Raw genomic sequence first — 25600 nt, 5'->3', positions numbered from 1 at the left:
ACCTTGGGCGCTTTGCGCTGGCCCGGTCAGTTCACCGAATGCTCGACGCCGCGGAACAGGCGCACCGCTTGCAGGAACAGCGGCACCGGTGATTCCGTGGCCAGCACCACATCATCGGGCTGGATATGAAACCGCCGCGCGGCAAAGAGGCCGTTGGCGCTGGTCAGATCAAAGGTGAACACAACCTGCGCTTTGCGCGGCGCGGGGCCGGTCTCACGCACCAGCGATTCGGGATAATCGCGCAGGATCAACACCCCCTGCAGATCAGCGCGCGAATCGTTCAGCCCGCCCATCGACGAGAGCGCATCCAGCGCGGTGATCTCTTCGCGCTCGAAAAACACCACTTGTTCGCGGCCCGTGGCGCCCAGCGCGATATAGCTGCGGCGGTCTTCCTCGACCAAGATCCGGTCGCCGCCACGCAGCTGGATGTCATGCGCGGGATCGGAGAACAGTTTGCGGGCAGGGATCGCATAGGCCTGACCGGCGCGGTTCAGCCGCACCAAAGGATTGCGCAGCGCGGTGCTGATACCGCCGGATTCGGCCAGCACGCTGAGGATCGTCGGGCTGATCTCGGGCAGTTCAACGCGGCCGGGGCGGGCGACGCCGGTGACCACATCGATGGTATTGCGCGCGCCCGGCACAACGCTGAGCTGGACCTGCCCGTCGGGCACAATCGGCGCCATCAGGCTCTGGATCTCGCGACGCGCCTGTTCGGCGGTCAGGCCGGAGATGCGCAGCTCGCCGACATAGGGAATAAACACCTTTCCCGAGGCAGAAACGGGAATGCGCGACATATCCACCGAGCGCTGGGCTTCGGTGGTCAGTAGCGAATCAGGTTGGCTGTCCCAAACCGAGAGCGACACCAGATCACCGGCGCGGATGATCCGTGCGCTGGGCGCGGCGCCGGTGGTGATCCAGCGCTGGCGCGGCTCGGCGTTGGCGGCGGGCCAGAGCGCGATCTCGGAGAGCGTATCGCGAGTGACCTCAACCACCTGCACCTCGGAATCCGGCGCATCGGTGCCGCGCAAGACTTCGCTTTGCAGGGCGGCCCCGCGTGGCATCGTGCAACCGGCGATCACCAGCGGCAAAAGCAGCGCCATCAGCATCGCGCGCAGGCCGGCACGCATCTCGGGGAGCTGCGGCAATCGCGGAGCTGTCAGCCCGGTGGCCGTCACAAAAGCGTGGCGCATTTGGATCAATTTTGCGCCTCCTTCTTATGCGGTTCAGGCTCGGGTCGCGTTTCATCAGCGGCGGAGACTATAGCGCTTCATGGACACCGGCAAGCCTCCCGCATAGGTTTAGTTTGCAGCCTAGGGGGCAGCAGTTAACAACCGGCAAACAGCGCTGCGGACAGGAAAAATGCGCCCATGGCGAGGGGGCTATGCAAGGCGCCTGCTGCCCTCTAGCCTGCCAAGGAACAGCGAGGGATGATGGGACAGCGATACGCCGCAGATGTGATTGTCGTCGGGGCCGGACTGGCGGGGCTGGTCGCGGCCAATGAGGCCTGCGCAAGGGGCCTCAAGGTGCTGATGCTGGATCAAGAGGGCGCGCAGAGCCTTGGCGGGCAGGCGTGCTGGTCGCTGGGCGGTTTGTTCATGGTCGACACGCCCGAGCAACGCCGGATGAAAATCCGCGACAGCCAAGCGCTGGCACTGGGTGACTGGCTCGGCTCGGCGCAATTTGACGGGCCGCAGGACAAATGGCCGGCGCGGGTGGCTGAAGCCTATGTCGATTTCGCCTCGGGCGAGATGCGGGCGTGGCTGGCGGGGCTGGGCATGCGCTGGTTTCCGGTGGTCGGCTGGGCCGAGCGTGGTGGCGAGATGGCGCATCGGCACGGCAATTCGGTGCCACGGTTTCATATCACTTGGGGCACCGGCCCCGGCGTCTTGGCGCCCTTTTTGCGGCTGGCGCGGCAGCATGAGGCCAATGGCTTGCTGCAATTCGCCTTCCGCCACCGTGCCACCACGCTTTCCGTTGAGGGCGGGCGAGTGGCCGGCGTGACGGGCGAGGTATTGGAGCCGACAAAGGTGGCGCGCGGTGAAGCCTCGAGCCGCGTGGTGACGGGCGACTTCAGCGCCACGGCATCGGCGGTGATTGTCACCTCGGGCGGGATCGGCGGCGATCTGGAGAAGGTGCGCCGTGCCTGGCCGAAGGAACGTCTCGGCCCGCCGCCTGCGCGGATGATCTCGGGCGTCCCGGCGCATGTCGACGGCGATATGATTGATGTCGCCTGCGCGGCGGGCGCAGCAACGATCAACACCGACCGCATGTGGCATTACACCGAAGGCATCCGCAACTGGGCGCCGATCTGGCCCGCACATGGTATTCGCATCCTGCCCGGACCCTCGTCACTGTGGTTCGACGCTTTGGGCAACCGGCTGGAGGCGCCCTATCTGCCCGGTTTTGACACGCTGGGCACGCTCAAACGCATTCTGGCGACAGGGTATGACTATTCGTGGTTTATCCTGACGCAGGCGATCATCAAAAAGGAATTCGCTCTCTCGGGCAGCGAGCAGAATCCCGATTTGACCTCGGGCAGTTGGCGCGAAGTGCTCAAGGCGCGGCTCGGTGCGGGCGGCAAGGCGGCGGCGCCGGTTGAAGCGTTCAAGGAGCATGGCGCGGATTTCGTCGTGGCAGAGACCTTGGAGGAGCTGGTCGCGGGGATGAATGCGCTGGGCGAGATGCCCTTGGATCTTGAGCGGCTGCGCCTTCAGATCGAGGCGCGCGACCGGCAGCTCGACAACCCGTTTGCCAAGGATGCGCAGATCGCCGCCATTCGCGGGGCGCGGCAGTATCGCGGCGACCGGCTGATCCGCACCGCCAAACCGCACCGCATACTTGACCCGAAGGCCGGACCGCTAGTCGCCGTGCGCCTGTCGATCCTGACCCGCAAAACGCTGGGCGGGCTGCATACCGATCTGGGTGGCGCGGTGCTTGATGCCGAGGGCTATCCGATCGAGGGGTTGTTCGCGGCGGGCGAATGTGCCGGATTTGGTGGCGGCGGTTATCACGGGTATAATGCGCTGGAAGGCACGTTTTTGGGTGGCTGCATCTTCTCGGGGCGCAATGCCGGACGGGCGGCGGCGGGATAAGGGAAGAATGGGGCATTCTGCCCCCTCTTGCGCGCGGCGCAATTCACCCCCTGAGGATATTTACCGACAGATGAGGAGCACGGATATGCCAGACGGACCGATCAAAGCCTGCGTGTTTGACGCTTACGGCACCCTGTTTGATGTGGGCGCGGCGGCACGGATTGCCGCAGGCGAACCGGGGGCGGAAGGCTGGGCGGCGCTCTGGCCGCAACTGGCGGCGGATTGGCGCAAGAAGCAGTTGGAATACACATGGCTGCGGGCGGTGACCGGCGCGCATGTGGATTTCTGGCAGGTGACGCAGGACGGGCTCGATTGGGCGCTGGAGGCGGCGGGGCTGGAGGATGCGGCCCTACGCGCGCGGCTCTTGGCGCTTTACTGGGAGTTGCCCGCGTTTCCCGAGGTGCCGCAGATGCTGGGCGCGCTGCAGGCGCAGGGGCAGCGGCTGGCAATCCTGTCGAATGGCTCGCCGGGCATGTTGGAAGGGGCGGTGGGGTCGGCAGCTCTGCAAGGAGTGTTCGAAGCACTGTTGTCGGTTGAGGATGTCGGCGTGTTCAAGCCGCACGCGTCGGTTTACGGGCTGGTCGGGCAGCAAATGGGTCTGGCGCCGCGCGAGGTGCTCTTCGTTTCGTCAAACGGCTGGGATGTGTGCTCGGCGGCGGCCTATGGGTTCGCCACCGCCTGGGTGAACCGCGACACCGCGCCGGTTGACCGGCTACACGGCAGACCGGCGCAGATCCTGTCCGATCTCACGGGGCTGCCGGCGCTGCTGGCGGGGCTATCGGACGGCAGTGCTTAACCTGTAAAATTTGCGCTGGATGCATCGCACTTTCGCGCCTAGAGTGCCGGAATGAGCGATATTCTCGACAGCCGGTATTCATGGACGCGACTGGCGCTGACGCTGGGCATTGCCACCGTTGGCAACGCCGGCATGTGGTCGATCATTGTGATCATGCCCGAGGTGCAAAGCGAGTTCGGCGTTGGCCGCGGCGATGCCTCCTTGCCCTATACGGTGACGATGATCTGCTTTGCGCTGGGCAATCTGGTGATCGGCAGTGCGGTGGACCGTTTCGGCGTGGCGCGGGCGCTGGCGGCGGCGGCGCTGCTGTCCTCGCTGGGCTATGTGCTGGCGTCGCTGAGCGGCTCGATCCTGATGCTGTCACTGGCGCAGGGGATCGTCGGGCTGGGCACGGCGGCGTTCTTTGGGCCGCTGATGGCCGATATCTCGCTCTGGTTCCGGCGCAAACGCGGCATCGCGGTGGCGGTGGCGGCCAGCGGGAACTATCTGGCGGGCGCCATCTGGCCGTTTTTGCTGGCCGGAGTGCTGGCCGATCAGGGCTGGCGCGCAGTCTATCTGACGCTCGCGGTGCTGGTCAGCGCGTTGGTGGTGCCCGCGACGGTGCTGTTGCGTCGCCGCCTGCCCGCCAGCAGCCTGACCGCCGCGGCGCAATCGACATTTTCGGCGCCGCGCGTGCTGCCCTTCTCGCCGCGCGCGCTGATGTGGATACTCGCCGCGGCGGGAGTCGCCTGCTGCGTGGCGATGTCGATGCCGCAGGTGCATATCGTCGCGTTTTGTGTCGACCTTGGCTATGGGCCAGCGGTCGGTGCCGAGATGCTCTCGGTGATGCTGCTGGGCGGCGTCGCCTCACGGCTGATCTCGGGGATGATCGCCGACAAGTTGGGCGGTATTCCGACGCTGTTGTTGGGATCGGTCGGGCAGATGATCGCACTGGCGCTGTATTTGCCATCAGAGGGGGCGGCGACGCTCTATCTGGTCAGCCTGATCTTCGGCCTGACCCAAGGCGGGATCGTGCCCGCCTATACGATCATTGTGCGCGAGTATATGCCCGCCAAAGAGGCCGGTGCGCGGGTCGGTTTCGTGCTGATGGCGACGATCCTTGGCATGGCGCTGGGCGGTTGGTTGAGCGGGGTGATCTATGACATGACCGGCTCGTATCAACTGGCGCTGGTCAATGGCATCATCTGGAATGGGGGTAATATCGCGATCATGCTGGTGTTGCTGCTGGCCGGACGCCCCAAGCGCGGGCGCGGCGCGGCGGCGCAGGCTTGAGCCGCAGCCCGCGTTAGCGGGCAAGAACGGGGGACGGATTGGAGCAGGTTTCGGATCACAGCGGGACCCGGATGGGCTTGGCGACCATTGGTGTGGTCTTTGCCTCGGCCTGTTTTGGCTTTGTACCGGTGTTTGCGCGCACCCTGACCGACGCGGGAATGGCGCCGCATGCGGTGGCCTTCTACCGGTACGTGCTGGCGGTCTCGGTGATGTTGCCCTTGGTCTGGCGCTGGCGAGCGCAGTGGCGCGTGCTGATCTGGGGCGCAGGTGCGGGCGCGATGATGGGCGTCGGCTGGGTCAGCTTTGTGCGCGCCGTCGAGGTGGTGCCGGTGTCGACCGCAGGCGTGATCTATATGACCTATCCGGTGTTTACCCTGCTGTTCTCATGGCTGCTGTTTCGCGAGGTGCCCAAACCCCGCAGCATCCTTGCGGCGCTGGTCATTGTCGGCGCGGCGGCGCTGGTCACCACCCCGAGCGCGGTGGACCCCGAGCATATTCCGGCGCTGCTGATGTCGCTGGGCGCGCCCGCAGGTTTTGGCGTCGGGATTGCGGTTCTGGTGCACCGGATGGTCCGCGTGCCGCCCTTTGTGCGTATCGGCACGGTGTCGAGCGGCTCGGTGCTGGGGTTATTGCCGCTGATCCTGACGACGGAACCCGCGGCGTTGTTTCCGGCGGATGGCGCGGGCTGGTTGATGGTGCTGGGCATCGGCTTTGTCTCGGCGCTGATCCCGCAGCTGATCTATACGATCAGCTCGCCGATTGTCGGCACCGCGCGCACGGCGATGGCCGGCAGTATCGAACTGCCGGTGATGTTCGCCATCGGCTGGTTCTTTTACGGCGAGGCCCTGCAACCGGTGCATGCGCTGGCGCTGGCCTTGGTGGTCGGGGCGATCCTGATCACGCCGACGCGGCGGGCGCGCAGCGTGGCGGCAACCCTGCGCAAGTGATGCGGCGCTGCCCTATCGTTGGTGCATGACCTCGACGCCCAGAATGGTGGGCAGATGGCGGGCGATCTCGGTCCATGTGTCGCCCTCATCCCTTGAGGCAAAGAGCGAGCCGGTGTTGGTGCCAAAATACACCCCCGCCTGCGCCGCCTGATCGGTGGCCATCGCCTGCCGCAAGACGGTGAAAAAGCAGTTCTCACCGGGCAGGCCTTGGCGCAGATCCTGCCATGTCTGCCCGCCATCGCGCGAGCGCCAGACCGCGGCGCTGGCATCGGGGGGAAAGCGGCCCTGCATATCCCCGTTCAGGGGCAGCACCCAAAGTGTCTGCGGATCATGCGGATGCACGGCAATCGGAAAGCCGAACTTCGAGGGCAGCCCCTGCGCGATGTCATCCCAAGAGCGCCCGCCATCCTTGGACCGAAACACGCCCTCGTGGTTCTGCTGATACAATAGATCGCCCGCCGCCTGATCCGCGCGCACGATATTATGCACGCAATGGCCGACTTCATGGCCGCATTCGCCAAGGGTCGGGGCGTCCTGCGCCTGCGCGGCGCTGGCAGCGTTCGAGCGGCGGTTGCGGCGGTCCCATGTGGCGCCGCCGTCCTCGGTGGCAAAGACCCCCGCCGCCGATATCCCGACCCAGAGTTTTTGCGGATCATCGGGCACGCCGACAATCGAATGCAGCACCAGCCCCGCCCCGCCGGGTTGCCAGCCATCCGCCGAAGGATGGTCGCTGAGCCCCTGCACCTTGGCCCAAGTCTGGCCGCGATCCGTGCTGGCCAGTAGCGCCGCCGGTTTGGTGCCGAGATAGAGCGTGTCATGCTCGAACCCGAGGCTCCAGACGCCGGTGATCTGCCCCTTATAGGGCGCATCCGGCGATGGCCCATGGCCCAGCATCTTGGCGAATTCCGCGTCTTGGGCGAGGAATGCGTCGATCTCGCCATTGGCCAGCAGCGACAGCTCCCATGTCGCGCCCCCATCGGTCGAGCGCCAGACCCCCGAGCCGTTCCATTCTCCGCCCGCGGCGGCCCAGATATCGCCGGTGGCAGGGTCGCCGATGACATGGTTGCAGGGCCAGCCCTCACAAAGCGGACCGCTGAGCGCCCAATCGCGCCGCGCCGCGTCCGAGCGCAGGATAAACACGCCCTTGGTGGTTCCAATCAGCACTGAAATCCGCTCTGACATCGGCCCGCCCTCTGTGATGGAGAGACAAACTTACCATGAAAACCTGTCTGCAGGATGTATTTTCTTGCAGCCTGTCATCGCCGGAGGGATGTCGCGCGGGGATAAATCTTGACAGGTGGTGAGGAGGCTTCAATATGAACACTGAATCATAAGTCAGGAAGACCCATGGCCGACGTCCCGCCCAACCGGCGCTCGCCCCCGCATCCGCGCACCCGACGCGGCAAGGATACCCGCGCAGGCCTATTGCGCGCCGCCGAAGCGGTGATCGGCGAGATCGGCTATGCGGCCTCGTCGATCGCCGATATCACCCGCAAGGCCGGCATCGCGCAGGGCACCTTTTATATCTATTTCCAAAGCAAAGACGAGGTGTTTCGCGAATTGGTCGTCGAAATGGGCCGGTTGACCCGTGGGTTCCTGACCGAAGCCGTTGCCGATGCGCCCGACCGTCTGACCGCCGAGCGGCGCGGTTTGCGCGCGTTTCTCGCCTTCGTGGCCGAGCGCCCGACGCTTTACAACATCGTCACCGAGGCGCGGTTTGTCGCCCCCGATGCCTACCGCGACTATTACACGGTCTTCGCGCGGGGCTATGCGCAGAACCTCTCGGCCGCCGCCAAAGAAGGCGAAATCCGCAGTGGCAGCGCCGAGGTGCGGGCCTGGGCGCTGATGGGCATGGCGATCACGCTGGGCGAGCGTTTTGCGATCTGGGAAACGGGGATTGACCTCGATATGGTTGTCGATGAAGTCTTCGATATGCTTGAACGTGGATTGAGACCATGAACACCGCGATCCTTGGCTGCGAGGCCTGACCATGGGCTTGGTTCCCGATCTTGCGGCGCAGCGAGCCCAGCTGAGCCCCGACGCGCTGGCCTTTACCGACTATGAGAGCGGCGAGACATGGGATTTTGCGCGGGTCAACGCCGAGGCCAGCCGGATCGCCGCCACCCTGTTGCAACATGTGGATGCGGGCGCGCGGGTGGCGATCCTGTGCCAGAACCGGCCCGAGTTCTTCGTCATTCTTTTCGCCTGTCAAAAGGCTGGTTTGATCCTTGCACCGCTGAATTGGCGCCAGCCCGCCGCCGAGTTGCAACCCGTGGTCGCCAGCATCAATTGTTCGCTGGTTCTGCATGACGATAGCTTCAGCGCCGAGGCCGCTGCGCTGGGCCTGCCCAGTCTTAGCCTCAATGACCTGAGCGCGCAGGCCGCGTCGGCGGTGCCGCTGCCGATCCGCGCAATTGACGCCGAGGCGGTCTGGTATGTGCTGTTTACCTCGGGCACCACCGGCACGCCCAAAGCGGTGATCCAGACCGCGCGGATGGTGACGGCCAATGCGATGAATATCGCGCAAAACATGGGGCTTCTGGCGCAGGACCGGACGGTGAATTTCCTGCCCTTGTTCCACACCGCGGGGATCAATCTGTTCACCATGCCGCTGTTTCTATGGGGCGGCGCGTCACTGGTGCTGCGCAGTTTTGATGCCGAGACCCTGCTGGCGCTGATCAAGGACCGTGCGATCACCCAGTTTTTCGGCGTGCCGGCGATCTATCAGGAACTGGCGAAATTGCCGCTGGAGGGGGCGCATCTGGATGAGTTGCGCGGCTGGGCCTGCGGGGGCGCGGCGCTGCCCGAGGCGCTGATCGCGCATTTTGCTGCCAAGGGCGCGGTGATCTGCAACGGCTTCGGGATGACCGAGACCGGCCCCACTGGTTTCCTGATCGACGCGGCCGCGGCGCTGACCAGGATCGGCTCGGTCGGCAAGCCGCAGATGATGACCGAAGCGCGCCTGCAAGGCGTAGAGGATGGCATGTCCGGCACCGGCGAATTACTGCTGCGCGGGCCGACGGTCACGCCCGGCTATCTGGACAACCCGCTGGCGACTGAGGCGGCCTTTACCGAGGACGGATGGCTGCGCTCGGGCGATGTCGCGACGCGCGATGAGGATGGATATTACCGCATCGTCGACCGGATCAAGGATATGTATATTTCGGGCGGCGAGAATGTGTTTCCCGCCGAGGTCGAGCGCGTGTTGATCACCCATCCGCAGATCGCCGAGGCCGCCGTGATCGGCGTGCCTGACGCGAAATGGGGCGAATCCGGCATCGGGTTCTTGGTCCCGAAAAGCGGTGAGGCGCTGGACCAAGCCGCGCTTTGCGACTGGCTGCGCGCCCGGATCGCCGCCTATAAAATCCCGCGCGAGTTTCGCATTGTCGAGGCCTTCCCGCGCACCCCGGCTGGCAAGGTGCGCAAGCCCGAACTGCGCAAGCTCGTGCCATGACGCAGCGCGAGTGGTGCCCGACACAGGCGGAGTTCGACGCTTTCGCGCGGATTTCGGGCGATGACAATCCGATCCATGTCGACCCCGCCTTCAGCGCAACCTCGGCTTTCGGGCGCACGGTCAGCCACGGCATGCTGATCTACGCCAAACTCTGGGCGATGCTGTGCGAGGCCTATCCCGCGCGCGCGCATACTGGTCAGGAGATGATGTTTCCCAACCCCGCCTTTGCCGGTGAGCCGCTGATCCTGACGCTGGCCGAGGAGGATAGCGGCATCACTATGACCGCCGCCCGCCGCAGTGATGGCGCGGTCTGTTTCACCGGTCGCGCGGTCTTGGCGGAGGATGCGGCATGAAGATCGGAGATTTCGCCAGTTGCACGCGGATCTACTCCGCTGCCGATATCGCAAGTTTTGCTGCTTTGGCGTCGGGCGGGCGGCTGGAACAGGTGCCCGAGCCGCTGATCGGGGCGCTGTTTTCCTATCTTTTGGGCGTGGAACTACCCGGATATGGGACCAATTACCTCAAGCAAAGTCTGAATTTCCATCATCCCGCGCCCTTGGATACGCCGCTGACCGCGCGGGTCGAGATCACCCGCTTGCGGCCTGAGAAACATCTGGCCGATCTAGCCACCACGTGCCGCCTACCCGATGGCACGCTGATCTGCGAGGGGCGCGCTTTGGTGCGGGTGCTGGACGTCTCTAGCCCCGCATAAACGCGGTGATTGCCGCGGCGACTGCGTCGGGCGCCTCCAAGATCGGCGAATGGCCCGTTCCTGCGATAATCCGGCTTTGCCCCTGAGGCGCGGTCTGCGCCAGCCAAGCGCCGGTCTCGGGGGGATACACTCGGCTTTTGGCGCCGTGCAGCGCCAGCAAGGGCACCGGGAGACGGGCGATATCGGCGCGCAGGTCGGCTTGGGTCAGATCATGCCAGAAACAGGCCATCGCCTCGGCGTCATTGTCGCGAATACGGGCCTCGATCTCGGGCCTTAATGCCGGATCTGGGGCGGCAAACATCCCCTGCGCGATGGCCTGTGAGGCGGCGGGCCAATGGTGCTTGAACCGCTCGGCGGCCAGCGCGGGGCGGTCGCTGTCTTGCCCCAGCATCGCATAGGGCCAATCCGGCTGCGGCAGCGGGCAGGGCGACATATCAACCGATACCATCCGCGCCACGCCCGCGCCGCCCGTCGCCAGATAGCGCCAGCCGATCAGCGCGCCCAAGGACCAGCCGACCAGCGTGGCATCCCGCAGCCCTTCGTCGCGGATCAGATCGCCGAGCATCTGCACCCCGCCCGCCACGCTAGGCGCATAGCCACTGGTTTGCCCATGCGCGGGCAGGTCGGGCGCGAGGCTGCAGGCCTCCAGCCGCGCCGCCACCGGCTGCCAGATATCGCCGCTCATCGTCCAGCCGTGCAACAGGATCACCGGCGGACCATCGCCCCAGCGATGCAGGAAAACCGGCATAGTTAACGCGTGCCCCGCAGGCGTCCGACAATGCCGGTGGGGAAGAAATACACCGACAGGATGAACAGCACACCGAGCCACAGCAGCCAGCGGTCGGGGCTCAGGAGATCAGGGACCAGGGGCAGCGCCGAGGTCGCCTCGGACATGCCGCCCATCAGCGATTTCAGGTAGTTCTGCGCCAGCACAAAGATCGCCGTGCCGACCACCGCGCCATACATCGTTCCCATGCCGCCAATGACCACGATCAACAGGATATCCAGCATGATCTCCATGCCCAGCGTCGTGGAGGGGCCGACATAGCGCAGCCAGATCGCAAAGATCGACCCCGCCAGCGCCGCGATCACCGCCGAGAGGCAGGTTGCCATGGCGCGGTAATAGACCACGCGGTAACCGATGGCCTCGGCGCGAAAGGCGTTCTCGCGGATCGCCAGCAAGACGCGGCCGAAGGGCGAATTCACGATCCTGAGCATCAGCAGGAACAAGATCAGACAGCCGAAGAAAACCACATAGTAGTTGATCAGCTTGCCGGAAATCCGCTGCCCCAAGACACGCTCGTCAAGCGGGCGGAAGGCGGGGGTCAGCTCGCGCGGGATGCGGATATTCATCCCGTCCTCGCCGCCGGTGAAGCCCGAAAGCTGGCTGACCAGCACTGCAAAGGCCGAGGCCACCGCCAGCGTGATCATCGCAAAGAAGATCGCCCGCACCCTAAGCGACAGTAGCGCGGTCAGCAGCGCCAACAGGCCCGCCGCCACGGCTCCGGCGAGGATGCCGAGCGCCAGCGCGCTGTAGCTGGTGCCCATCCGGTCCATGGCAATCGCCACGCCGTAAGCGCCCATGCCAAAGAACATCGTATGTGCAAAGCTGACGATGCCGCCATAGCCGAGCAACAGGTCATAACTGGCGACCAGCACGATAAACACGCAGATCCGCGCGGCGGTCTCCAAGGACCGCGAACCGGGGAAGAGGAAGGGCGCGAAGGCCAGCGAAATCAGGATAATCAGCAAGACCACGGCGAGGATCCAGCTTTTGGGGCCGTCGCCCGACAGGATACGGTTCATCATTGTCCTGCCCTCACCCTTTGGCCTTGACGACGGGCACCATACCCATCGGCCGCCACATCAGGATCGCCACCATCAGCGCGATATTCGACACCAGCGCCAGTTTCGGCTCCAGAAAGGCGATGTAGTTCTGCATCAATCCAACGGTCAGCGCGCCGATGAAACAGCCTTCGACGCTGCCCAGTCCGCCGATGATCACCACCACGAAGACAAGGATCATGATCTCGTTGCCCATATGCGCGGTGATCACCTCTTGGTAGAGCGCCCACATCACCCCGCCGAGCCCCGCCAGCGCGGAACCGGCGATGAACACACCGACAAACACGCGGGTGATATTATAGCCCAGCGCCTGCACCATCTCGGGGTTGTCGACACCGGCGCGCACGATCAGCCCCAGTTTGGTGCGCCGCAGCACCGCGCGCATCGCCAGAAACAGCACCAGACCCACAGCCACAGCGAGCAGGCGGTACTTCTCCAGCGTGGCACCGGCGAAAGTAATCGCGCCTTTCAGGGTTTCAGGGCGCAGAATGACGATCTCTTGACCACCCCAAAGCACATAGATCATCTGCTCGGCGACGATCAGTCCGCCCATGGTGACGAGTATTTGCTTGAGGTGCGAGCCGTAGACCGGTCGCACAATCGCACGCTCGAACCCCCAGCCGATGGCGCCCGTCACCACCATCGCCGCCAACACCGCTGCCGAAATCGCCAGCAGGTTCAAGAACAACGACGGAGCGCCGGTCATCGAGGACAGCATCAACAGCACCGTGGTGCCGACAAAAGCGCCAAAGGAGATAAACGCGCCGTGGCCGAAGTTGATCACATCCATCAACCCGAAAACCAAGGTCATCCCCGAGGCGATGACGAAAATCATCATCCCCATCGCCAGCCCTGATACGGTCAGTGTCAGCCATGACGAGGTTTGCGGAATCGCGAAATAACCCGCGACGATCAGCACCGGCACCAAGAGCACCGGCAGCCACGGCTTGAGCCGCTCGGACAGCGGCAAATGGGTGATAGTCGGGGCGTGTTGGGGCGCGTTTTGCGGGGCCTGTTGGGGTGCGGGGCTCATGTCGTTTCCATTTTCAAACCCATCAGACGCTCCATTAAGGCAGCGTCCGAGGACAATTCGGCCATTGTGCCGGTCCAGATGATCTTGCCGTCATCCATCACCGCAGCGGTGTCGCCCAAGGCGCGGGCCAGTGAGAAATTCTGCTCGACCATCAGGATCGACGCGCCGCGCGCTTTCAGGTCTTTGAGCGCCCGCGCCAGCGTGGCGACAATCGCTGGCGCCAGCCCTTTGGAGGGCTCGTCGATCAAATAAAGCGCGCGGTCTTCGACCACGGCGCGGGCGATCGAGAGCATTTGTTTCTGCCCGCCCGAAAGATTGCCTGCGGTGCTGTGCAGAAAGGTTTTCAACGCCGGAAACGCGCCGAACACCCAATCCATCCGCTCAGGAGACGGGCGGCCCGCGAGGGCGGCGAGATGCAGGTTTTCCTCGACTGTGAGATCCGAGAAAATCCCCATATCCTCGGGCACAAAACCGATGCCTTTGCGGGCAATCTGCGAGGGGGTCAGCCCGTCAATCCGCGTGCCATCCAGCGTAATTTCACCGGCGCGCGGGGTCCAGAGCCCCATGATCGTGCGCATCGTCGAGGTCTTGCCCGCGCCGTTGCGGCCCAAGAGCATGGTGACCCCGCCGCGCGGCACCTCAAGGTCGATCCCGTGCAGGATGTGATATTGCGCGATGTCGGTTTTGACGCCCTTGAGCGTGAGGATCGGGTCAGACATCAGTGAGTTCCTTGCCCAGATAGGCCTCTTGCACGATATCCGAGGCCATCACTTCGGCGGGGGCGCCATCGGCCACCAAAGCGCCGTTGTGCAGCACCATAATGCGGTCGGCGAGCGAGCGGATCACATCCATCTTGTGCTCGACCAGCAGAACGGTGGCTTCGGGATCGGCTTTGATACCGGCGATCAGATCAAGGATCACCGGCGCCTCTTCGACCGACATGCCGGCGGTGGGTTCGTCAAACATAAACACCTTGGGTTTCAGTGCGATCAGGGCGGCAACCTCGAGCTTGCGCTGGTCGCCGTGGCTGAGCGCCGAGACGGTTTGATCGGCCAGATGCGTCAGCCGCACCTGTTCGAGCACCTGCGCCGCCTGCTCGGTCAGATCGCGGTGGCTTTGCGCCATGGTAAACAGGTTAAAACCGCGCCGTGCGCGGGCCTGCACCACCAGCCGCACGTTCTCGAGCACGGTCAGGCGCGGAAACAGATTGGTCAGCTGGAACGCGCGGCCAAGTCCGGCATGGGTGCGGGCCGAGACGGTGAAACGGGTGATATCTTGGCCTAGCAGCTCGACCCGTCCTGCGGTGGGGCTGAGCTGGCCCGAGATCAGGTTGAAATAGGTGGTTTTACCGGCGCCGTTGGGGCCGACAATGGCGGTCAATTCGCCGGGGCGGAAGGCGCAGCTGACCCGGTCGACCGCGACATGGCCGCCGAAACGGATGGTCAGATCCTTGGTGACCAAAGAGGGCTGTGACATGCGGGTTCCTGAGGGCTTGCGCAACGGCGGGCCGGTCGCGCGTTGTAGCGCGGCGGGAGCCTCCGGCGGGGATATTTTTGGACAGATGAGGGGGCAGGGCGCGCGGGTTGGGCCCGGCGCCCTGCCTTGGGTGGATCAGCCGTTGTTGCGGATCGGGATGGTCATTTCATCCGGAGTGATCTCGCGCACAAGGTCGGGGATCGCCCATTCGACGTCATCCTCGACACGGATGCGGAAGTGATACATCGACTGCATCGCCTGATGGTCCTCGGGGCGGAACCACATCTCGCCCTTCGGGGTCTCGAAATGCATGCCTTCCATCGCCGCGATCAGCTCTTCGGTGTCGGTTGAGCCGCCGGTGGCGCGCAGGGCTTCGACCACGGCAATACCAGCCGCCATGCCGCCTGCGGTGAAGAAGTCGGGCGGGGTGCCAAAGCGCTCCATATGCTGCTCAACCAGCCAGTCGTTAACCGGATTTTGCGGGATCTCATAATAGTAATAGGTCGCGCCCTCCATGCCGGGGTAGTCGCGGTAGCCGACCAGCGCGGGCAGGATGTTGCCACCGGTGGCCATCTGGATGCCGTAGCGGCTGGGATCCATTGCCTGAATGCGGCCCATCGGATTGCCACCACCGGCCCAGATTACGAACAGGCGGCGGTCGCCCTCGTGCTCTTGCAGCGCGTTAAAGATACGCTCGGCTGCGGCGGTGAAATCGGTGGTGTCGGTGGGCACATATTCTTCGTGCACCAATGTCGCGGGCGTGTCGGCCAGCGCCTCGCGGAAGGCGGCGATGCCGTCACGGCCAAAGGCATAATCCTGCGCCAGCGTGGCAACCACGACGCCCTCTTGACCCAGTGCCAGCGCGTTCGAGATCGCATCCTGGCTGGAGTTGCGGCCAGTGCGGAAGATGTAGCGGTTCCAGCCGCTGCCGGTGATCGAATCGGCCACCGCGGGTTCCACCAGCAGAATACGCTCGTATTCCTCGGCCACGGGCAACATCGCCAGCGCGACGCCCGAGCTGGTCGGTCCGACGGCAATCGCGGCGTCGTCATCACCGAAGGCTTCGGCAAGCAAGGCGCGCCCCAGATCGGGCCGCAACTGGCTGTCCTTTTCGATCACAACCAGTTGGTTTCCATCGATTTCCATCGTGCCATCGGTGGCATATTCCAGACCCATCATCAGGCCGGTCTGGCTTTGCGCCGCATAGGCTTCGAGCGCGCCGGTGCGGTCATAGATATGGGCGATGCGGATTTCGTCGGCCAGCGCGGGTGCGGTGGCCAGCGCCGCAAGGGCAGCGGTCAGATATAATCTCATGAGGTCCTCCCAGGCTCGTGCAAACATGAACACTGAGTCATGTTTCATGCGAAGCGTGCCTTCGAAAATTGCCTGTGTCAAGAAATTTGGCGGAAGGAGGCGGCGAAAGCCTGTGGGGATTGAGGGATCAGGGTTTGCGCGGACGCAGCGGTGCGCGGCTGCGGTCGTTGCTGGCGGCGGCGGCCTTTTGTGCCAGCGCGATGAAAAGCGCGCGCTCGGCCTCGGTGAGCCCGTCGAGGATCGAAGGTTGCAGCGCCGCAACCTCGGGCGTGATGCGATGCAGCAGCGCATTGCCCTCGGGCGTCAGCGAGACTTGCCGCGCGCGCCTGTCGCGAGCGTTGATGCTGCGCGCCACCAGCCCCTTGGTGCTGAGCCGGTCGATCACCCCGCCAATGGTCACCCGGTCATATGCGATCAACCCCGCCAGCGTTGCCTGATCAATGCCGGGGTTGACCTGCAGCGCAGAGAGTGCGGCGAATTGCACCGGAGTCAGGTCCAGTTGCAGTGCTGCCATCCGGTCTTGAAAGATCGAGGTGGAAATCTGGTTCAGCCGCCGGATCAGATAGCCGGGCATCTGGTGGAACTGGGTTTGGCTGTGGGTGTCGCTATCGGGCATGGCAATAGGATAGCCGGTGCGGGGGAATTGACAAGTATACTTATTATACGCATGCTGCCTATATACCCAAGGGGAGGCGACTCGTATGACGCAACTGGGAACGCTGGAGGATCTGCCACAAGATTACCGCGAGGCGATGACCGCTGCCGGTGTCGCGCCGCTCTGGCCGATGATGCGCAATGTCCTGCCGCATGGGCAGCCGAAGCCGATCACCCAGCCGGGTTATTGGGCCTATGACGCGCTGCGGCCGCTGTTGTTGCGCGCCGGTGAGTTGAGCCCGGTGGAGAAGGCCGAGCGGCGGGTGCTGGTGCTCTCGGATCCCGGGCGCGGGGCGGGGGCGATGCAGGCCACCGCGAGCCTCTATCTGGGGATGCAACTGCTGCTGCCCGGCGAGACCGCGCCTGCGCATAAGCATACACCTTCAGCGGTGCGCATCGTGGTCGAGGGCGCGGGCGGCTATACCGTGGTCGATGGTGAAAAGCTGCCGATGGAAGAGGGAGATCTGGTAATGACTCCCGGTGGCGATTGGCATGATCATGGCCATGATGGCGAGGCGCCGGTGGTCTGGCTCGATGTGCTGGACCTGCCGCTGTTTTATTATCTTGAGGGCTCTTATGCCATTGAAGGCCCCTTGCAGGCGGCGCGCAATCGCCCCGATGCGGCGCAGGTCGAGTATCAATCCGCCGGGCTGGTGCCCTCGCGCAGCCGCCAGCAAGCGCGGCGCTACCCGATGGTACGTTTCCCTTGGCAGCGAACCGAATCGGCTTTGCGGGCGCTGGCCGAATACGGCGGCGATGCGCTGGCCGAGGTGGATTACGTGAACCCCGAAACCGGTGAGGACGTGTTGCCGACGATGGGATTTACCGCGATGATGCTGGCCGCGGGGCAGGGCGAGAGCCCGCCGCAACGCTCAAGCTCGGCGGCGTTCCACGTGATCAAGGGGCGCGGTCGCAGCACGATTGATGGCAAGGTGATTGAATGGGGGCCGAAGGATACGTTTACCGCTGCGCCCTTCGCGACGATCGACCACCATGCCGATGACGAAAGCTTTTTGGTGCGCGCGCATGACCGCCCGCTGCAGATGAAACTAGGTTACTACGAGGAACGCACAAGATGACCGCAACCCTGTTCGACACCCCTGATTTCCCCAGCATTCCGGTGCAGGGCGAGGCGGCGGAATATCCCGTTGTGCGCATCTTCTGCGTCGGCCGGAACTATGCCGCCCATGCCATCGAAATGGGGATGGAGGTGGATCGCGACGCGCCGTTCTACTTCACCAAGACCCCGACCCATGCGCTGCCCTCGGGGGCCACTCTGCCCTATCCGCCGGGCACCGAGAGTTTTCACTATGAAATGGAACTGGCGCTGGTCATTGGCCGCGAGGTGTTTCGCGCCGACCGCGACGCGGCGGCGGCGGCGATCTATGCTTATGGCTGCGCCTTGGATATGACGCGCCGCGATTTGCAGCAGGCGGCGCGGGTCAAGCAGCGGCCATGGGATACTGGCAAGGATGTCGAGGGTTCGGCGGTTTTCGCACCGTTGACCAAGGCTGAGACCTTCGGCGAGGTTGGTCCGCAGGCGATCACTCTGGCGGTGAACGGCAAGACCAAGCAGAACGCGACATTGGCGGATATGATCCATGGTTGCGTGGAAGTGGTGATGGATCTGTCGAAATACTACCATCTGCGCCCCGGCGATGTGATCATGACCGGCACGCCCGAAGGGGTCGGCGCGGTGGTGGCCGGTGATGCGATCACCGGTGCGATTGACGGTTTGGCGCCGATCTCGCTGAATATCGGCGAGGCGGAATAAATATGCGGTTTCACGGCTATTTCCGCTCGTCTTCGTCCTATCGCTGCCGGATTGCCTTTAACCTCAAGGGTCTGGAGTATGAGTTTGTGCCGGTCCATCTGGTGCGCGGTGGCGGCGAGCAACGCAGTGAGGCTTACCGCGCATTAAACCCGCAAGGTCTGGTGCCGACACTTGAGGTCGGCGGGCAGGCGCTGACCCAATCGCCTGCGATCCTTGAGTGGTTGGAAGAGGCGCATCCTGAACCGGCGTTGCTCCCCCGCGATCCGATGGAACGCGCGGCGGTGCGGGCCTTTTGCGCGGTGATCGCCTGCGAGATCCACCCGCTGCAAAACCTGCGCGTGTTGCAATATCTTGGCGGCGAATTCGCGCAGGAGCAAAGCGGCAAGGAGGCATGGTGCCAACGTTGGATCGGCGATGGATTGGCGGCCTGTGAAGCGCTTCTGGCCAACCGTCCGGCCAGCGCTTTTGCCTTTGGCGATGCACCCGGCATGGCCGAGGTCTATCTGATGCCGCAGGTCTATTCGGCGCAGCGTTTCAAAGTGGATATGTCGGCGATGCCGCGGCTCAACGCCATTGTCGCCGCCTGCGAGGCGCTACCCGCCTTCGCGCAGGCCCATCCCGCCCAGCAACCCGATGCGGAATAGCGGATGAGCATAAACCGCGTGGTCATTGCCGGTGGCGGGATCGGAGGGCTGGCGACAGCGATCGGGTTGGCGCAAAAGGGCATCGCCTCTCTGGTGCTGGAAAAGGCATCAACGCTTGGCGAGATCGGCGCGGGCATCCAGTTGGGCCCGAATGCCTTCCATGCCTTTGACTATCTGGGCGTCGGCGATCAGGCGCGGGCGATGGCGGTCTATATCGACAACCTGCGGCTGATGGATGCGCTCTCGGGTGCAGAGGTCACCCGCATCCCGCTGGATGAGGCCTTTCGCGCGCGGTTCAACAATCCCTATGCGGTGGTGCACCGCGGCGAGCTGCACGGGGTGCTTCTGAAGGCCTGTATCGCGCATCCTTTGGTTGAGCTGCGCACCAATGCCGCAGTGGCAGGCTATGCGCAGGGTGGCAATGGCGTCGAGGCGGTGCTGCAAGACGGTGAGCGGGTGGCGGGCAGCCTGTTGATCGGTGCGGACGGGCTGTGGTCAAAGGTGCGCGCGCAGATGCTTGGCGACGGTGCGCCGCGGGTTTCCGGCCACACCACTTATCGCAGCGTGATCGCGCGTGAGGATATGCCCGAGGATCTGCGCTGGAATGATGCGACGCTCTGGGCCGGTCCGAAATGCCATATTGTCCATTATCCGCTCTCGGGCGGGCAGAGTTTCAATCTGGTGGTGACCTATCACAATGATGCCGCCGCGCCGGTGGCCGGACTGCCGGTCTCGCATGCCGAGGTCGCGCAGGGGTTCGAGCATGTGCATCCAAGGGCGCGGCAGATCATCGAGCGCGGGCAGGATTGGAAGCTCTGGGTGCTTTGCGACCGTGATCCGGTGATGGATTGGGTGGATGGACGGGTGGCTTTGCTGGGTGATGCGGCGCATCCGCAGCTTCAGTATTTCGCGCAGGGTGCCTGTATGGCGCTGGAGGATGCGGTGGCGCTGGCGCATTGCCTTGACGGGGCGGCGGATAAGGCGGCGGCGCTGGTTGCTTACAACGATTTACGGGTGCTGCGGGCGGCGCGCATCCAGTTGCAGTCGCGCGCCATCGGCGAACATATTTATCACCCCGCAGGCGCACATGCGGCCTTGCGCAACAAAGTCATGTCTTCTCGCAGCGCCGAACAATGGTATGACCAAGTGGCATGGCTGTATGGATCAACAGGAATCGCCGGGGCTGTCTCAACAGAAACCTTGCAATTGCATTGATCGCCGGTAAAGATTGACCGATCGGTCGTGAATAAAATGTTGGCAGTATAGTGCGGCCTATGCAAGAGTTTGCACAATAGTGCTTGCAATGAGTCTTTGGGAGGAGACAGCATGACTGGAAACACCTTGAAAACCGTATTTATGGGCGCGACTGCCGCCGTGGCGCTGACCGCGGGGGCGGCCTCGGCGCAAGAGGTGACGCTGCGGCTGCACCAGTTCCTGCCCGCGCAGGCCAATGTGCCGCGGCTGGTGCTGGATGTCTGGGCCGATAATGTCGAGCGCGATTCGGGTGGCAGGATCGAGATCGAGCGCTATCACGCGATGGCGCTGGGCGGCACCCCGCCGGAATTGATGGACCAGATGCTCGACGGGATTGCCGATATCATCTGGACGGTGAACGGCTATACGCCGGGCCGCTATCCGCAGACCGAAGTCTTTGAACTGCCGTTCTTTGTCGCCGATGCCCGCGCCGCTTCGTCCGCGCTCTGGCAGATGTATGACGAGCATATGCGCGAGGATTTTGCCGGTGTGCATATGCTCGGGGCATGGGTCCATGGGCCGGGCATGTTCCACACCAGCACGCCGGTCAGCGTGCCCGCCGATCTGCAGGGGATGAAAATCCGTGGCGGCTCGCGGATGGTTAACGACCTGCTGACGCTGGTCGGCGCCGAGCCTGTCGGCCTGCCGGTGACCGGCATTCCCGAGGCGCTGTCGCGTGGTGTGATCGACGGCACCACCATTCCATGGGAAGTGACCGGTTCGCTGCGGGTGCAGGAGCTGGTCGAGAACCACACCGAAATGGAAGGCACCGGCCTTTACACGCTGACTTTCTCGTTTGCGATGAATCAGGATGTCTATGACGGGCTGCCCGCCGATCTGCAGGAAGTGATCGACAACAACTCGGGTCTCGAGTTCTCGATCTTTGCAGGCGGCACGCAGGCAGACGCCGATGCCCCGGCCCGCGCAGCAGCGGTCGAGCGTGGCAATACCATCGTCACCGTCAGCAATGAAGACGCCGAGCAATGGGCCGAGGTGGTGCAGCCGATCTATGCAAGCTGGGTCGCCGATATGGACAGCCGCGGCCTCGACGGTCAGGCGCTGATTGATCAAGCCCGCGATCTTATGGCGGACTACGAGTCAACGCACTGATACCAAACGGACAATGATCCAATGTAACCAGTAAATAAAAATTGGGCGCGGTAGGCATACCGTGCCCTTTTTTGTCTCCGATTTCCTGTCAAATCCAAAGGACCCCTTTATGCTGCGCAGACCCATTCCGATGACGATTGCCTTGGCCGCCATGTTCGGCACCGCCCTGGCAACAACTGCAACCGCGCAGGATGTGACCCTGCGTTTGCATCAGTTCCTGCCCGCGCAGGCCAATGTTCCGGCGCAGGTTCTCGATGTCTGGGCCGACCGGATCGAAGCCGAATCCGAGGGGCGCATCGACATCGAGCGCTATCCCGCCATGCAGTTGGGCGGCACCCCGCCGGAACTGATGGATCAGGTGCTCGACGGCATCGCCGATATCGTCTGGACAGTGAACGGCTTTACGCCCGGGCGTTTCCCGCGCACCGAGGTGTTTGAACTGCCGTTCTTTGTCAGTGACGCCCGCGCCGCCTCCTATGCCTATTGGACCCTCTACGAAGAAGAGATGGCCGAGACCGATTTCGCCGATGTGCATCTCTTGGGCGCATGGGTGCACGGGCCGGGGATGATCCACTCCAGCTCACCGGTCAGCACCCCCGCCGACCTGCAGGGGATGAAAATCCGCGGTGGTTCGCGCACGGTGAATGAACTCCTGACCCGTCTCGGCGCCGAGCCTGTCGGCATGCCGGTGACGATGATCCCCGAAACCCTGACGCGCGGGGTGATCGACGGCACCACCATTCCTTGGGAGGTGACCACCGCGCTGCGGGTTTCGGAGCTGGTCGAGAACCACACCGAATTCGAGGGGCCGGCGCTCTATACGCTGACCTTCACGCTGGCGATGAACCAAGACGTCTATGACGATATGCCCGAGGATCTGCGGGCGATCATCGACCGCAACTCGGGGCTCGATTTCTCGGTCTTCGCCGGCGGTGTACAATCCGATGCCGATGGGCCGGCGCGGCAGATCGCGGTGGATCGCGGCAACAATATCATCACCGTGGCCGAGGCCGATCTTGGCCCTTGGCATGAGGCGGTCGAGCCGATTTATGATGCCTGGATCGCGGATCTCGAAGGGCAGGGGATCGACGCGCAGGCGCTGGTTGACCGCACCCGCGAATTGATGGCCGAATACGAGGCGATGCAATAATCCGCGCCAAACGCATTTCGCGGCGGGGCAACCTGCCGCGAAACCCATGATAACAAGAGGCCGGACCCGACGATCCGGACAGGCGACAATGTTCAAAGCGATACACAAGCTCTTTCAGGGTGTAGCCTGGATTATGGCGGTCATCGGCGGGATTGTCCTGACGGCGATGGTCTTCATGCTCTGCATCTCGATTGTCGGACGCACAATCACCTCGATCCTGCATTCCGATTTCATGCAGGCGAATATGCCCGGAGTGGCGGAGTGGATGATCAACACCGGCGTCGGGCCGATTTTCGGCGATTATGAGTTTCTGGTCGCCGGTATGGCCTTCATCATCTTTGCCTTTCTCGGCTGGTGCCAGATCACCGGCGGCCATGCGACGGTGGATATCTTTACCTCGGGGCTGAGCGACCGCAATCGAAGGTATCTGATGATGGTCACCGAGATCCTGCTGGCAGCGGCTTTGGTGCTGATCGCGGTGCAATTATATGAGGGGATGTCGACCCAGATGCGGCGCCGCTCGACCACCTTCCTGTTGCAATATCCGGTCTGGTGGAACTATGCGATTGCCTTGGTTCCGGCGGTGATCTCGGCGGTGATCGGGGTTTATATGGCGCTGGTGCGCAGCATCGAGGCGCTGACCAACCGCTCGCTGGTTTTGACCGAAGGAGCGGAGCATTGAGCAATCTGGAAATCGGAATCGCGTCCTTTCCGGCGCTCTTGCTGCTTATTTTCCTGCGTGTCCCGATCGGTCTGGCGATGTTTATCATCGGCTACGTCGGCTACTGGATCGTCACCGGCGACACCCGCATGCCGATGGCGCGGCTAAAAAGCGCGGCCTATTCGACTTTTGCCAGCGAATCCCTCGCGGTGGTGCCGATGTTCCTGCTGATGGGCTATTTCGCCACCCTCGGCGGGATGAGTAAGGCGTTGTTCAAAGCCGCTGAGTCCTTCGTCGGGCATCGCAAAGGCGGGGTTGGCATTGCGGCGATTGCCTCCTGCGCAGGTTTCGGCGCGATCTGCGGCTCGTCACTGGCAACCGCCGCGACCATGGGCCGTGTGGCGCTGCCGGAGATGAAGCGTTTCGGCTACCACGGCGGCATCTCGACCGCGGCGCTGGCGGCGGGTGGCACCTTGGGCATCCTGATCCCGCCTTCGGTGGTCTTGGTGATCTATGCGATTCTGGCCGAGCAAAACATCGCCAAACTCTTTCTGGCGGCAGTGGCGCCCGGCGTTTTGGCGGCGATTGGCTATATGATCGCGCTGTCTATCTATGTGCATCTCTACCCCGAGCGCGCCGGTGTCGGTGACCGCGTGCCGTGGAGCGAGCGGCTGCGGTTGGTGGTCAATATCTGGCCGGTCATGCTGGTGTTTCTGGCCGTGGTCGGCGGCATCTACGGCGGCATCTTCACCCCGACCGAAGGCTCGGCGGTCGGCGCGCTGGGCACCGGCTTGATCGCGCTGTTCAACGGCGGGCTGAATTTCCGCTCGATGCTAGAGTCCTTTACCTCGACCGGCCGCGCCACCGCGATGATCTTTTTCATCGTCTTTGGCGCGGCCTTCTACAACAGTTTTCTGGCGCTGACCCAAGTGCCGCAAACCTTGTCGGATTGGGTCGCCAATCTGGGCTGGTCGCCGATTGCGGTGCTGGTGCTGATCTTGGTGATCTACATGCTGCTCGGCTGCGTGATGGACAGCCTGTCGATGATCTTGCTCACCGTGCCGATCTTTTTCCCGATGATGATGGCGCTCGATTTCGGCATGTCAGCCGAACATGTGGCGATCTGGTTCGGGATCTTGGTGCTGATCGTGGTCGAGACCGGATTGATCACCCCGCCGGTAGGGATGAATCTGTTCATCATCAACGCGATGGACCGCGAAACGCCGATGATCGAGACCTATAAAGCGGTGATCTTTTTCGTCCTCTCGGACATCGTGCGGGTGGCGATTCTGGTCGCCTTCCCAGTGATCACGCTGTTCCTGATCTAGCGGGGCTGCGGGGTTACAGCGCAAAGGGCCGCGCCCTCTCAGGGTCGGGCGCGGCCTGGGGTGCCCCCGTGCCAAACAGACCAGCGAAAGTAGAGGTGTGAAGACAACCTAAGAACGGCTATCGGAAACCTGTAAGTCATTGTTTTCATTTAGGCGCATTTCGCATTCGGCGGCCAAAACGGCTATTTCACACCTTAACGATGGCCATTGGAGCCCTCACATGATTTCTCGGCGCAATAAAAAAAGGCCGCCCGAAGGGCGGCCATAAAGACGACGATAGAATAGTACTGTTCTACACTTGGAATTTCGACGGAAGCTCGCTGCGGCGAAAGATCCGAACGCCAACCTCCCCTGCGAGTAAATAAGGCTTTGCACCGGCAGCTTTCATCTGTGATTTCAACTCTCGTTTGCCGATACCCAACGCATCCGCGATCAAGGTCTCATTGGTAAACTCCGCCAGAAACGCGTCGACATCTTCACGACGGAACCGGTGAAACACATGCTTGCCACACCTGGAATTCACCGCAGTCGGCGTCATCAGACCTCGATCGACAAATTCCCACCCTGACCGAGCCGGAACACGAAGGCTTGCGAATGCGTCTTGCGGTGAAAGATGCGTCATATTTTCTGACCTGCCCCCCATGGGTCCCTCACTCATAACGAGAGTTTGCAGGTTTGGTTTTGATAGTTTGGGGTTCCGGATTGGGCAAGCGCGGTGGGCGCGGAGCCCTCAAATTGCTCAAGCGCCTGCCGCGCTTGCTTTGGCGTTTGGTTTCCGAGCGATGAGTGTGGCCTGATGGTGTTGTAGTCGTAGCGCCAGAGGGCCAGCTTCCGTCGCGCATCGTCCAGAGTGTCGAAGATCTCCTCGTTCAGCAGCTCATCGCGCAGGCTACCATTGAACGACTCGATGAAGGCGTTCTGCTGCGGCTTGCCAGGATCGATGTAATGCCATGGAACGGCGTTCTGGTCGGCCCATCGCAGAATGGCCCGACTGGTGAACTCGGTCCCCCCCTCTCGGCAGATCTGCTTTGCAAATCGCCTGCCGGGCAACGGTTGTCGCTGACAATACAAGCGGGCTTCCCGT

Annotated in this window: 26 protein-coding genes and 1 pseudogene; 16 read left to right on the top strand and 11 right to left on the bottom strand. The window is 63.3% G+C overall.

Going from position 1 to position 25600, the window contains the following annotated elements:
* Positions 1-26 precede the first annotated feature (26 nt).
* On the bottom strand, positions 27-1190 hold the full coding sequence (locus tag DDE20_RS15120) for a polysaccharide biosynthesis/export family protein (protein ID WP_116559363.1): 1164 nt from the start codon (positions 1188-1190) through the stop codon (positions 27-29).
* Between the two features lie 240 nt (positions 1191-1430).
* Here DDE20_RS15120 and DDE20_RS15115 point away from each other — a divergent pair, with 240 nt between their 5' ends.
* From DDE20_RS15115 to DDE20_RS15100, 4 genes are all read left to right on the top strand, one after another.
* A complete protein-coding gene (locus tag DDE20_RS15115; protein ID WP_116559443.1) occupies positions 1431-3092 on the top strand; it encodes an FAD-binding dehydrogenase in 1662 nt (553 codons plus the stop codon).
* 85 nt (positions 3093-3177) lie between these two features.
* Positions 3178-3888 carry a haloacid dehalogenase type II gene (locus DDE20_RS15110; protein WP_116559362.1) on the top strand — a complete coding sequence of 237 codons (711 nt, stop codon included), beginning with the start codon at positions 3178-3180 and terminating at the stop codon, positions 3886-3888.
* A 51-nt stretch (positions 3889-3939) separates the two neighbouring features.
* A complete protein-coding gene (locus DDE20_RS15105; protein WP_116559361.1) occupies positions 3940-5160 on the top strand; it encodes an MFS transporter in 1221 nt (406 codons plus the stop codon).
* A gap of 71 nt (positions 5161-5231) precedes the next feature.
* On the top strand, positions 5232-6107 hold the full coding sequence (locus tag DDE20_RS15100) for a DMT family transporter (RefSeq protein WP_116559360.1): 876 nt from the start codon (positions 5232-5234) through the stop codon (positions 6105-6107).
* A 12-nt stretch (positions 6108-6119) separates the two neighbouring features.
* Here the strand turns inward: DDE20_RS15100 and DDE20_RS15095 are convergent, their stop codons facing one another.
* A complete protein-coding gene (locus DDE20_RS15095; protein ID WP_116559359.1) occupies positions 6120-7289 on the bottom strand; it encodes a WD40/YVTN/BNR-like repeat-containing protein in 1170 nt (389 codons plus the stop codon).
* Positions 7290-7454: 165 nt separating this feature from the next.
* Between DDE20_RS15095 and DDE20_RS15090 the strand changes: the two genes are divergently transcribed.
* Genes DDE20_RS15090 through DDE20_RS15075 form a run of 4 tightly spaced genes read left to right on the top strand, consistent with a single transcriptional unit; the run spans position 7455 to position 10273 of the window.
* Positions 7455-8066 (top strand): TetR/AcrR family transcriptional regulator, encoded by a 612-nt coding sequence (locus tag DDE20_RS15090; RefSeq protein WP_116559358.1) that lies wholly within the window; start codon positions 7455-7457, stop codon positions 8064-8066.
* Positions 8067-8097: 31 nt separating this feature from the next.
* On the top strand, positions 8098-9561 hold the full coding sequence (locus DDE20_RS15085) for a class I adenylate-forming enzyme family protein (protein WP_116559357.1): 1464 nt from the start codon (positions 8098-8100) through the stop codon (positions 9559-9561).
* Positions 9558-9914, top strand: a complete 357-nt coding sequence (locus DDE20_RS15080) for a MaoC family dehydratase (RefSeq protein WP_116559356.1) — start codon at positions 9558-9560, stop codon at positions 9912-9914. Before DDE20_RS15085 ends, DDE20_RS15080 begins: the two co-directional genes overlap by 4 nt.
* A complete protein-coding gene (locus DDE20_RS15075) occupies positions 9911-10273 on the top strand; it encodes a hotdog family protein (protein ID WP_116559355.1) in 363 nt (120 codons plus the stop codon). The genes DDE20_RS15080 and DDE20_RS15075 overlap by 4 nt, the downstream gene beginning before the upstream one ends.
* On the opposite strand, the gene DDE20_RS15070 is transcribed toward DDE20_RS15075, so the two are convergent.
* From DDE20_RS15070 to DDE20_RS15040, 7 genes are all read right to left on the bottom strand, one after another.
* Positions 10260-11021 (bottom strand): alpha/beta fold hydrolase, encoded by a 762-nt coding sequence (locus DDE20_RS15070; RefSeq protein WP_116559354.1) that lies wholly within the window; start codon positions 11019-11021, stop codon positions 10260-10262. The genes DDE20_RS15075 and DDE20_RS15070 overlap by 14 nt on opposite strands.
* 2 nt (positions 11022-11023) lie before the next feature.
* Positions 11024-12082: a branched-chain amino acid ABC transporter permease gene (locus tag DDE20_RS15065; protein ID WP_116559353.1), complete on the bottom strand. Its 1059-nt coding sequence runs from the start codon at positions 12080-12082 to the stop codon at positions 11024-11026.
* Between the two features lie 10 nt (positions 12083-12092).
* On the bottom strand, positions 12093-13151 hold the full coding sequence (locus DDE20_RS15060; protein WP_116559352.1) for a branched-chain amino acid ABC transporter permease: 1059 nt from the start codon (positions 13149-13151) through the stop codon (positions 12093-12095).
* Positions 13148-13870, bottom strand: coding sequence for an ABC transporter ATP-binding protein (locus DDE20_RS15055; RefSeq protein ID WP_116559351.1), 723 nt, complete (start codon positions 13868-13870; stop codon positions 13148-13150). Before DDE20_RS15055 ends, DDE20_RS15060 begins: the two co-directional genes overlap by 4 nt.
* A complete protein-coding gene (locus DDE20_RS15050) occupies positions 13863-14627 on the bottom strand; it encodes an ABC transporter ATP-binding protein (RefSeq protein ID WP_116559350.1) in 765 nt (254 codons plus the stop codon). The genes DDE20_RS15055 and DDE20_RS15050 overlap by 8 nt, the downstream gene beginning before the upstream one ends.
* 135 nt (positions 14628-14762) lie before the next feature.
* Positions 14763-15941, bottom strand: coding sequence for a substrate-binding domain-containing protein (locus DDE20_RS15045; RefSeq protein ID WP_116559442.1), 1179 nt, complete (start codon positions 15939-15941; stop codon positions 14763-14765).
* Between the two features lie 127 nt (positions 15942-16068).
* Complete coding sequence (locus DDE20_RS15040; RefSeq protein ID WP_240608110.1) at positions 16069-16557, bottom strand: MarR family winged helix-turn-helix transcriptional regulator; 489 nt, start codon at positions 16555-16557, stop codon at positions 16069-16071.
* A gap of 85 nt (positions 16558-16642) precedes the next feature.
* On the opposite strand from DDE20_RS15040, the gene DDE20_RS15035 reads away from it, so the two are divergent.
* The 8 genes from DDE20_RS15035 (at position 16643) to DDE20_RS15000 (ending at position 24516) form a co-directional block, all read left to right on the top strand.
* Positions 16643-17674 (top strand): cupin domain-containing protein, encoded by a 1032-nt coding sequence (locus DDE20_RS15035; RefSeq protein ID WP_116559349.1) that lies wholly within the window; start codon positions 16643-16645, stop codon positions 17672-17674.
* Positions 17671-18369, top strand: a complete 699-nt coding sequence (locus DDE20_RS15030; protein ID WP_116559348.1) for a fumarylacetoacetate hydrolase family protein — start codon at positions 17671-17673, stop codon at positions 18367-18369. The genes DDE20_RS15035 and DDE20_RS15030 overlap by 4 nt, the downstream gene beginning before the upstream one ends.
* A gap of 2 nt (positions 18370-18371) precedes the next feature.
* Positions 18372-19013, top strand: a complete 642-nt coding sequence (maiA, locus tag DDE20_RS15025) for a maleylacetoacetate isomerase (RefSeq protein WP_116559347.1) — start codon at positions 18372-18374, stop codon at positions 19011-19013.
* 3 nt (positions 19014-19016) lie between these two features.
* Positions 19017-20228, top strand: a complete 1212-nt coding sequence (locus DDE20_RS15020; RefSeq protein ID WP_116559346.1) for a 3-hydroxybenzoate 6-monooxygenase — start codon at positions 19017-19019, stop codon at positions 20226-20228.
* A gap of 111 nt (positions 20229-20339) precedes the next feature.
* The gene (locus DDE20_RS15015) at positions 20340-21377 is read left to right on the top strand and encodes a TRAP transporter substrate-binding protein (RefSeq protein ID WP_116559345.1); all 1038 of its coding nucleotides are present in this window, start codon (positions 20340-20342) and stop codon (positions 21375-21377) included.
* A gap of 109 nt (positions 21378-21486) precedes the next feature.
* Positions 21487-22527: a TRAP transporter substrate-binding protein gene (locus tag DDE20_RS15010; protein ID WP_116559344.1), complete on the top strand. Its 1041-nt coding sequence runs from the start codon at positions 21487-21489 to the stop codon at positions 22525-22527.
* An 88-nt stretch (positions 22528-22615) separates the two neighbouring features.
* Positions 22616-23209: a TRAP transporter small permease gene (locus DDE20_RS15005; protein ID WP_240608107.1), complete on the top strand. Its 594-nt coding sequence runs from the start codon at positions 22616-22618 to the stop codon at positions 23207-23209.
* Positions 23206-24516, top strand: coding sequence for a TRAP transporter large permease (locus tag DDE20_RS15000; protein ID WP_116559343.1), 1311 nt, complete (start codon positions 23206-23208; stop codon positions 24514-24516). The genes DDE20_RS15005 and DDE20_RS15000 overlap by 4 nt, the downstream gene beginning before the upstream one ends.
* Positions 24517-24808: 292 nt before the next feature.
* Here DDE20_RS15000 and DDE20_RS14995 read toward each other — a convergent pair whose 3' ends face one another.
* Together DDE20_RS14995 and DDE20_RS14990 are read right to left on the bottom strand one after the other, a co-directional pair.
* Positions 24809-25138, bottom strand: coding sequence for a hypothetical protein (locus tag DDE20_RS14995; protein ID WP_133240359.1), 330 nt, complete (start codon positions 25136-25138; stop codon positions 24809-24811).
* Between the two features lie 32 nt (positions 25139-25170).
* Positions 25171-25600: pseudogene (locus DDE20_RS14990) on the bottom strand (integrase core domain-containing protein); the annotation flags it as partial.

Origin of the sequence: Pararhodobacter oceanensis (assembly GCF_003076755.1) — a bacterium.
GTDB lineage: Bacteria > Pseudomonadota > Alphaproteobacteria > Rhodobacterales > Rhodobacteraceae > Pararhodobacter > Pararhodobacter oceanensis.
Note: the sequence above shows the minus strand (reverse complement) of the source record. Positions and strands in the feature narration are given on the sequence as shown.

Bases quoted from the DNA above. Each gene is read 5' to 3' on its own strand.
- DDE20_RS15120 (WP_116559363.1), bottom strand. From the start codon at position 1,190: ATGCGCCACGCTTTTGTGACGGCCACCGGGCTGACAGCTCCGCGATTG.
- DDE20_RS15115 (WP_116559443.1), top strand. From the start codon at position 1,431: ATGGGACAGCGATACGCCGCAGATGTGATTGTCGTCGGGGCCGGACTG.
- DDE20_RS15110 (WP_116559362.1), top strand. From the start codon at position 3,178: ATGCCAGACGGACCGATCAAAGCCTGCGTGTTTGACGCTTACGGCACC.
- DDE20_RS15105 (WP_116559361.1), top strand. From the start codon at position 3,940: ATGAGCGATATTCTCGACAGCCGGTATTCATGGACGCGACTGGCGCTG.
- DDE20_RS15100 (WP_116559360.1), top strand. From the start codon at position 5,232: ATGGGCTTGGCGACCATTGGTGTGGTCTTTGCCTCGGCCTGTTTTGGC.
- DDE20_RS15095 (WP_116559359.1), bottom strand. From the start codon at position 7,289: ATGTCAGAGCGGATTTCAGTGCTGATTGGAACCACCAAGGGCGTGTTT.
- DDE20_RS15090 (WP_116559358.1), top strand. From the start codon at position 7,455: ATGGCCGACGTCCCGCCCAACCGGCGCTCGCCCCCGCATCCGCGCACC.
- DDE20_RS15085 (WP_116559357.1), top strand. From the start codon at position 8,098: ATGGGCTTGGTTCCCGATCTTGCGGCGCAGCGAGCCCAGCTGAGCCCC.
- DDE20_RS15080 (WP_116559356.1), top strand. From the start codon at position 9,558: ATGACGCAGCGCGAGTGGTGCCCGACACAGGCGGAGTTCGACGCTTTC.
- DDE20_RS15075 (WP_116559355.1), top strand. From the start codon at position 9,911: ATGAAGATCGGAGATTTCGCCAGTTGCACGCGGATCTACTCCGCTGCC.
- DDE20_RS15070 (WP_116559354.1), bottom strand. From the start codon at position 11,021: ATGCCGGTTTTCCTGCATCGCTGGGGCGATGGTCCGCCGGTGATCCTG.
- DDE20_RS15065 (WP_116559353.1), bottom strand. From the start codon at position 12,082: ATGATGAACCGTATCCTGTCGGGCGACGGCCCCAAAAGCTGGATCCTC.
- DDE20_RS15060 (WP_116559352.1), bottom strand. From the start codon at position 13,151: ATGAGCCCCGCACCCCAACAGGCCCCGCAAAACGCGCCCCAACACGCC.
- DDE20_RS15055 (WP_116559351.1), bottom strand. From the start codon at position 13,870: ATGTCTGACCCGATCCTCACGCTCAAGGGCGTCAAAACCGACATCGCG.
- DDE20_RS15050 (WP_116559350.1), bottom strand. From the start codon at position 14,627: ATGTCACAGCCCTCTTTGGTCACCAAGGATCTGACCATCCGTTTCGGC.
- DDE20_RS15045 (WP_116559442.1), bottom strand. From the start codon at position 15,941: ATGAGATTATATCTGACCGCTGCCCTTGCGGCGCTGGCCACCGCACCC.
- DDE20_RS15040 (WP_240608110.1), bottom strand. From the start codon at position 16,557: ATGCCCGATAGCGACACCCACAGCCAAACCCAGTTCCACCAGATGCCC.
- DDE20_RS15035 (WP_116559349.1), top strand. From the start codon at position 16,643: ATGACGCAACTGGGAACGCTGGAGGATCTGCCACAAGATTACCGCGAG.
- DDE20_RS15030 (WP_116559348.1), top strand. From the start codon at position 17,671: ATGACCGCAACCCTGTTCGACACCCCTGATTTCCCCAGCATTCCGGTG.
- maiA (WP_116559347.1), top strand. From the start codon at position 18,372: ATGCGGTTTCACGGCTATTTCCGCTCGTCTTCGTCCTATCGCTGCCGG.
- DDE20_RS15020 (WP_116559346.1), top strand. From the start codon at position 19,017: ATGAGCATAAACCGCGTGGTCATTGCCGGTGGCGGGATCGGAGGGCTG.
- DDE20_RS15015 (WP_116559345.1), top strand. From the start codon at position 20,340: ATGACTGGAAACACCTTGAAAACCGTATTTATGGGCGCGACTGCCGCC.
- DDE20_RS15010 (WP_116559344.1), top strand. From the start codon at position 21,487: ATGCTGCGCAGACCCATTCCGATGACGATTGCCTTGGCCGCCATGTTC.
- DDE20_RS15005 (WP_240608107.1), top strand. From the start codon at position 22,616: ATGTTCAAAGCGATACACAAGCTCTTTCAGGGTGTAGCCTGGATTATG.
- DDE20_RS14995 (WP_133240359.1), bottom strand. From the start codon at position 25,138: ATGACGCATCTTTCACCGCAAGACGCATTCGCAAGCCTTCGTGTTCCG.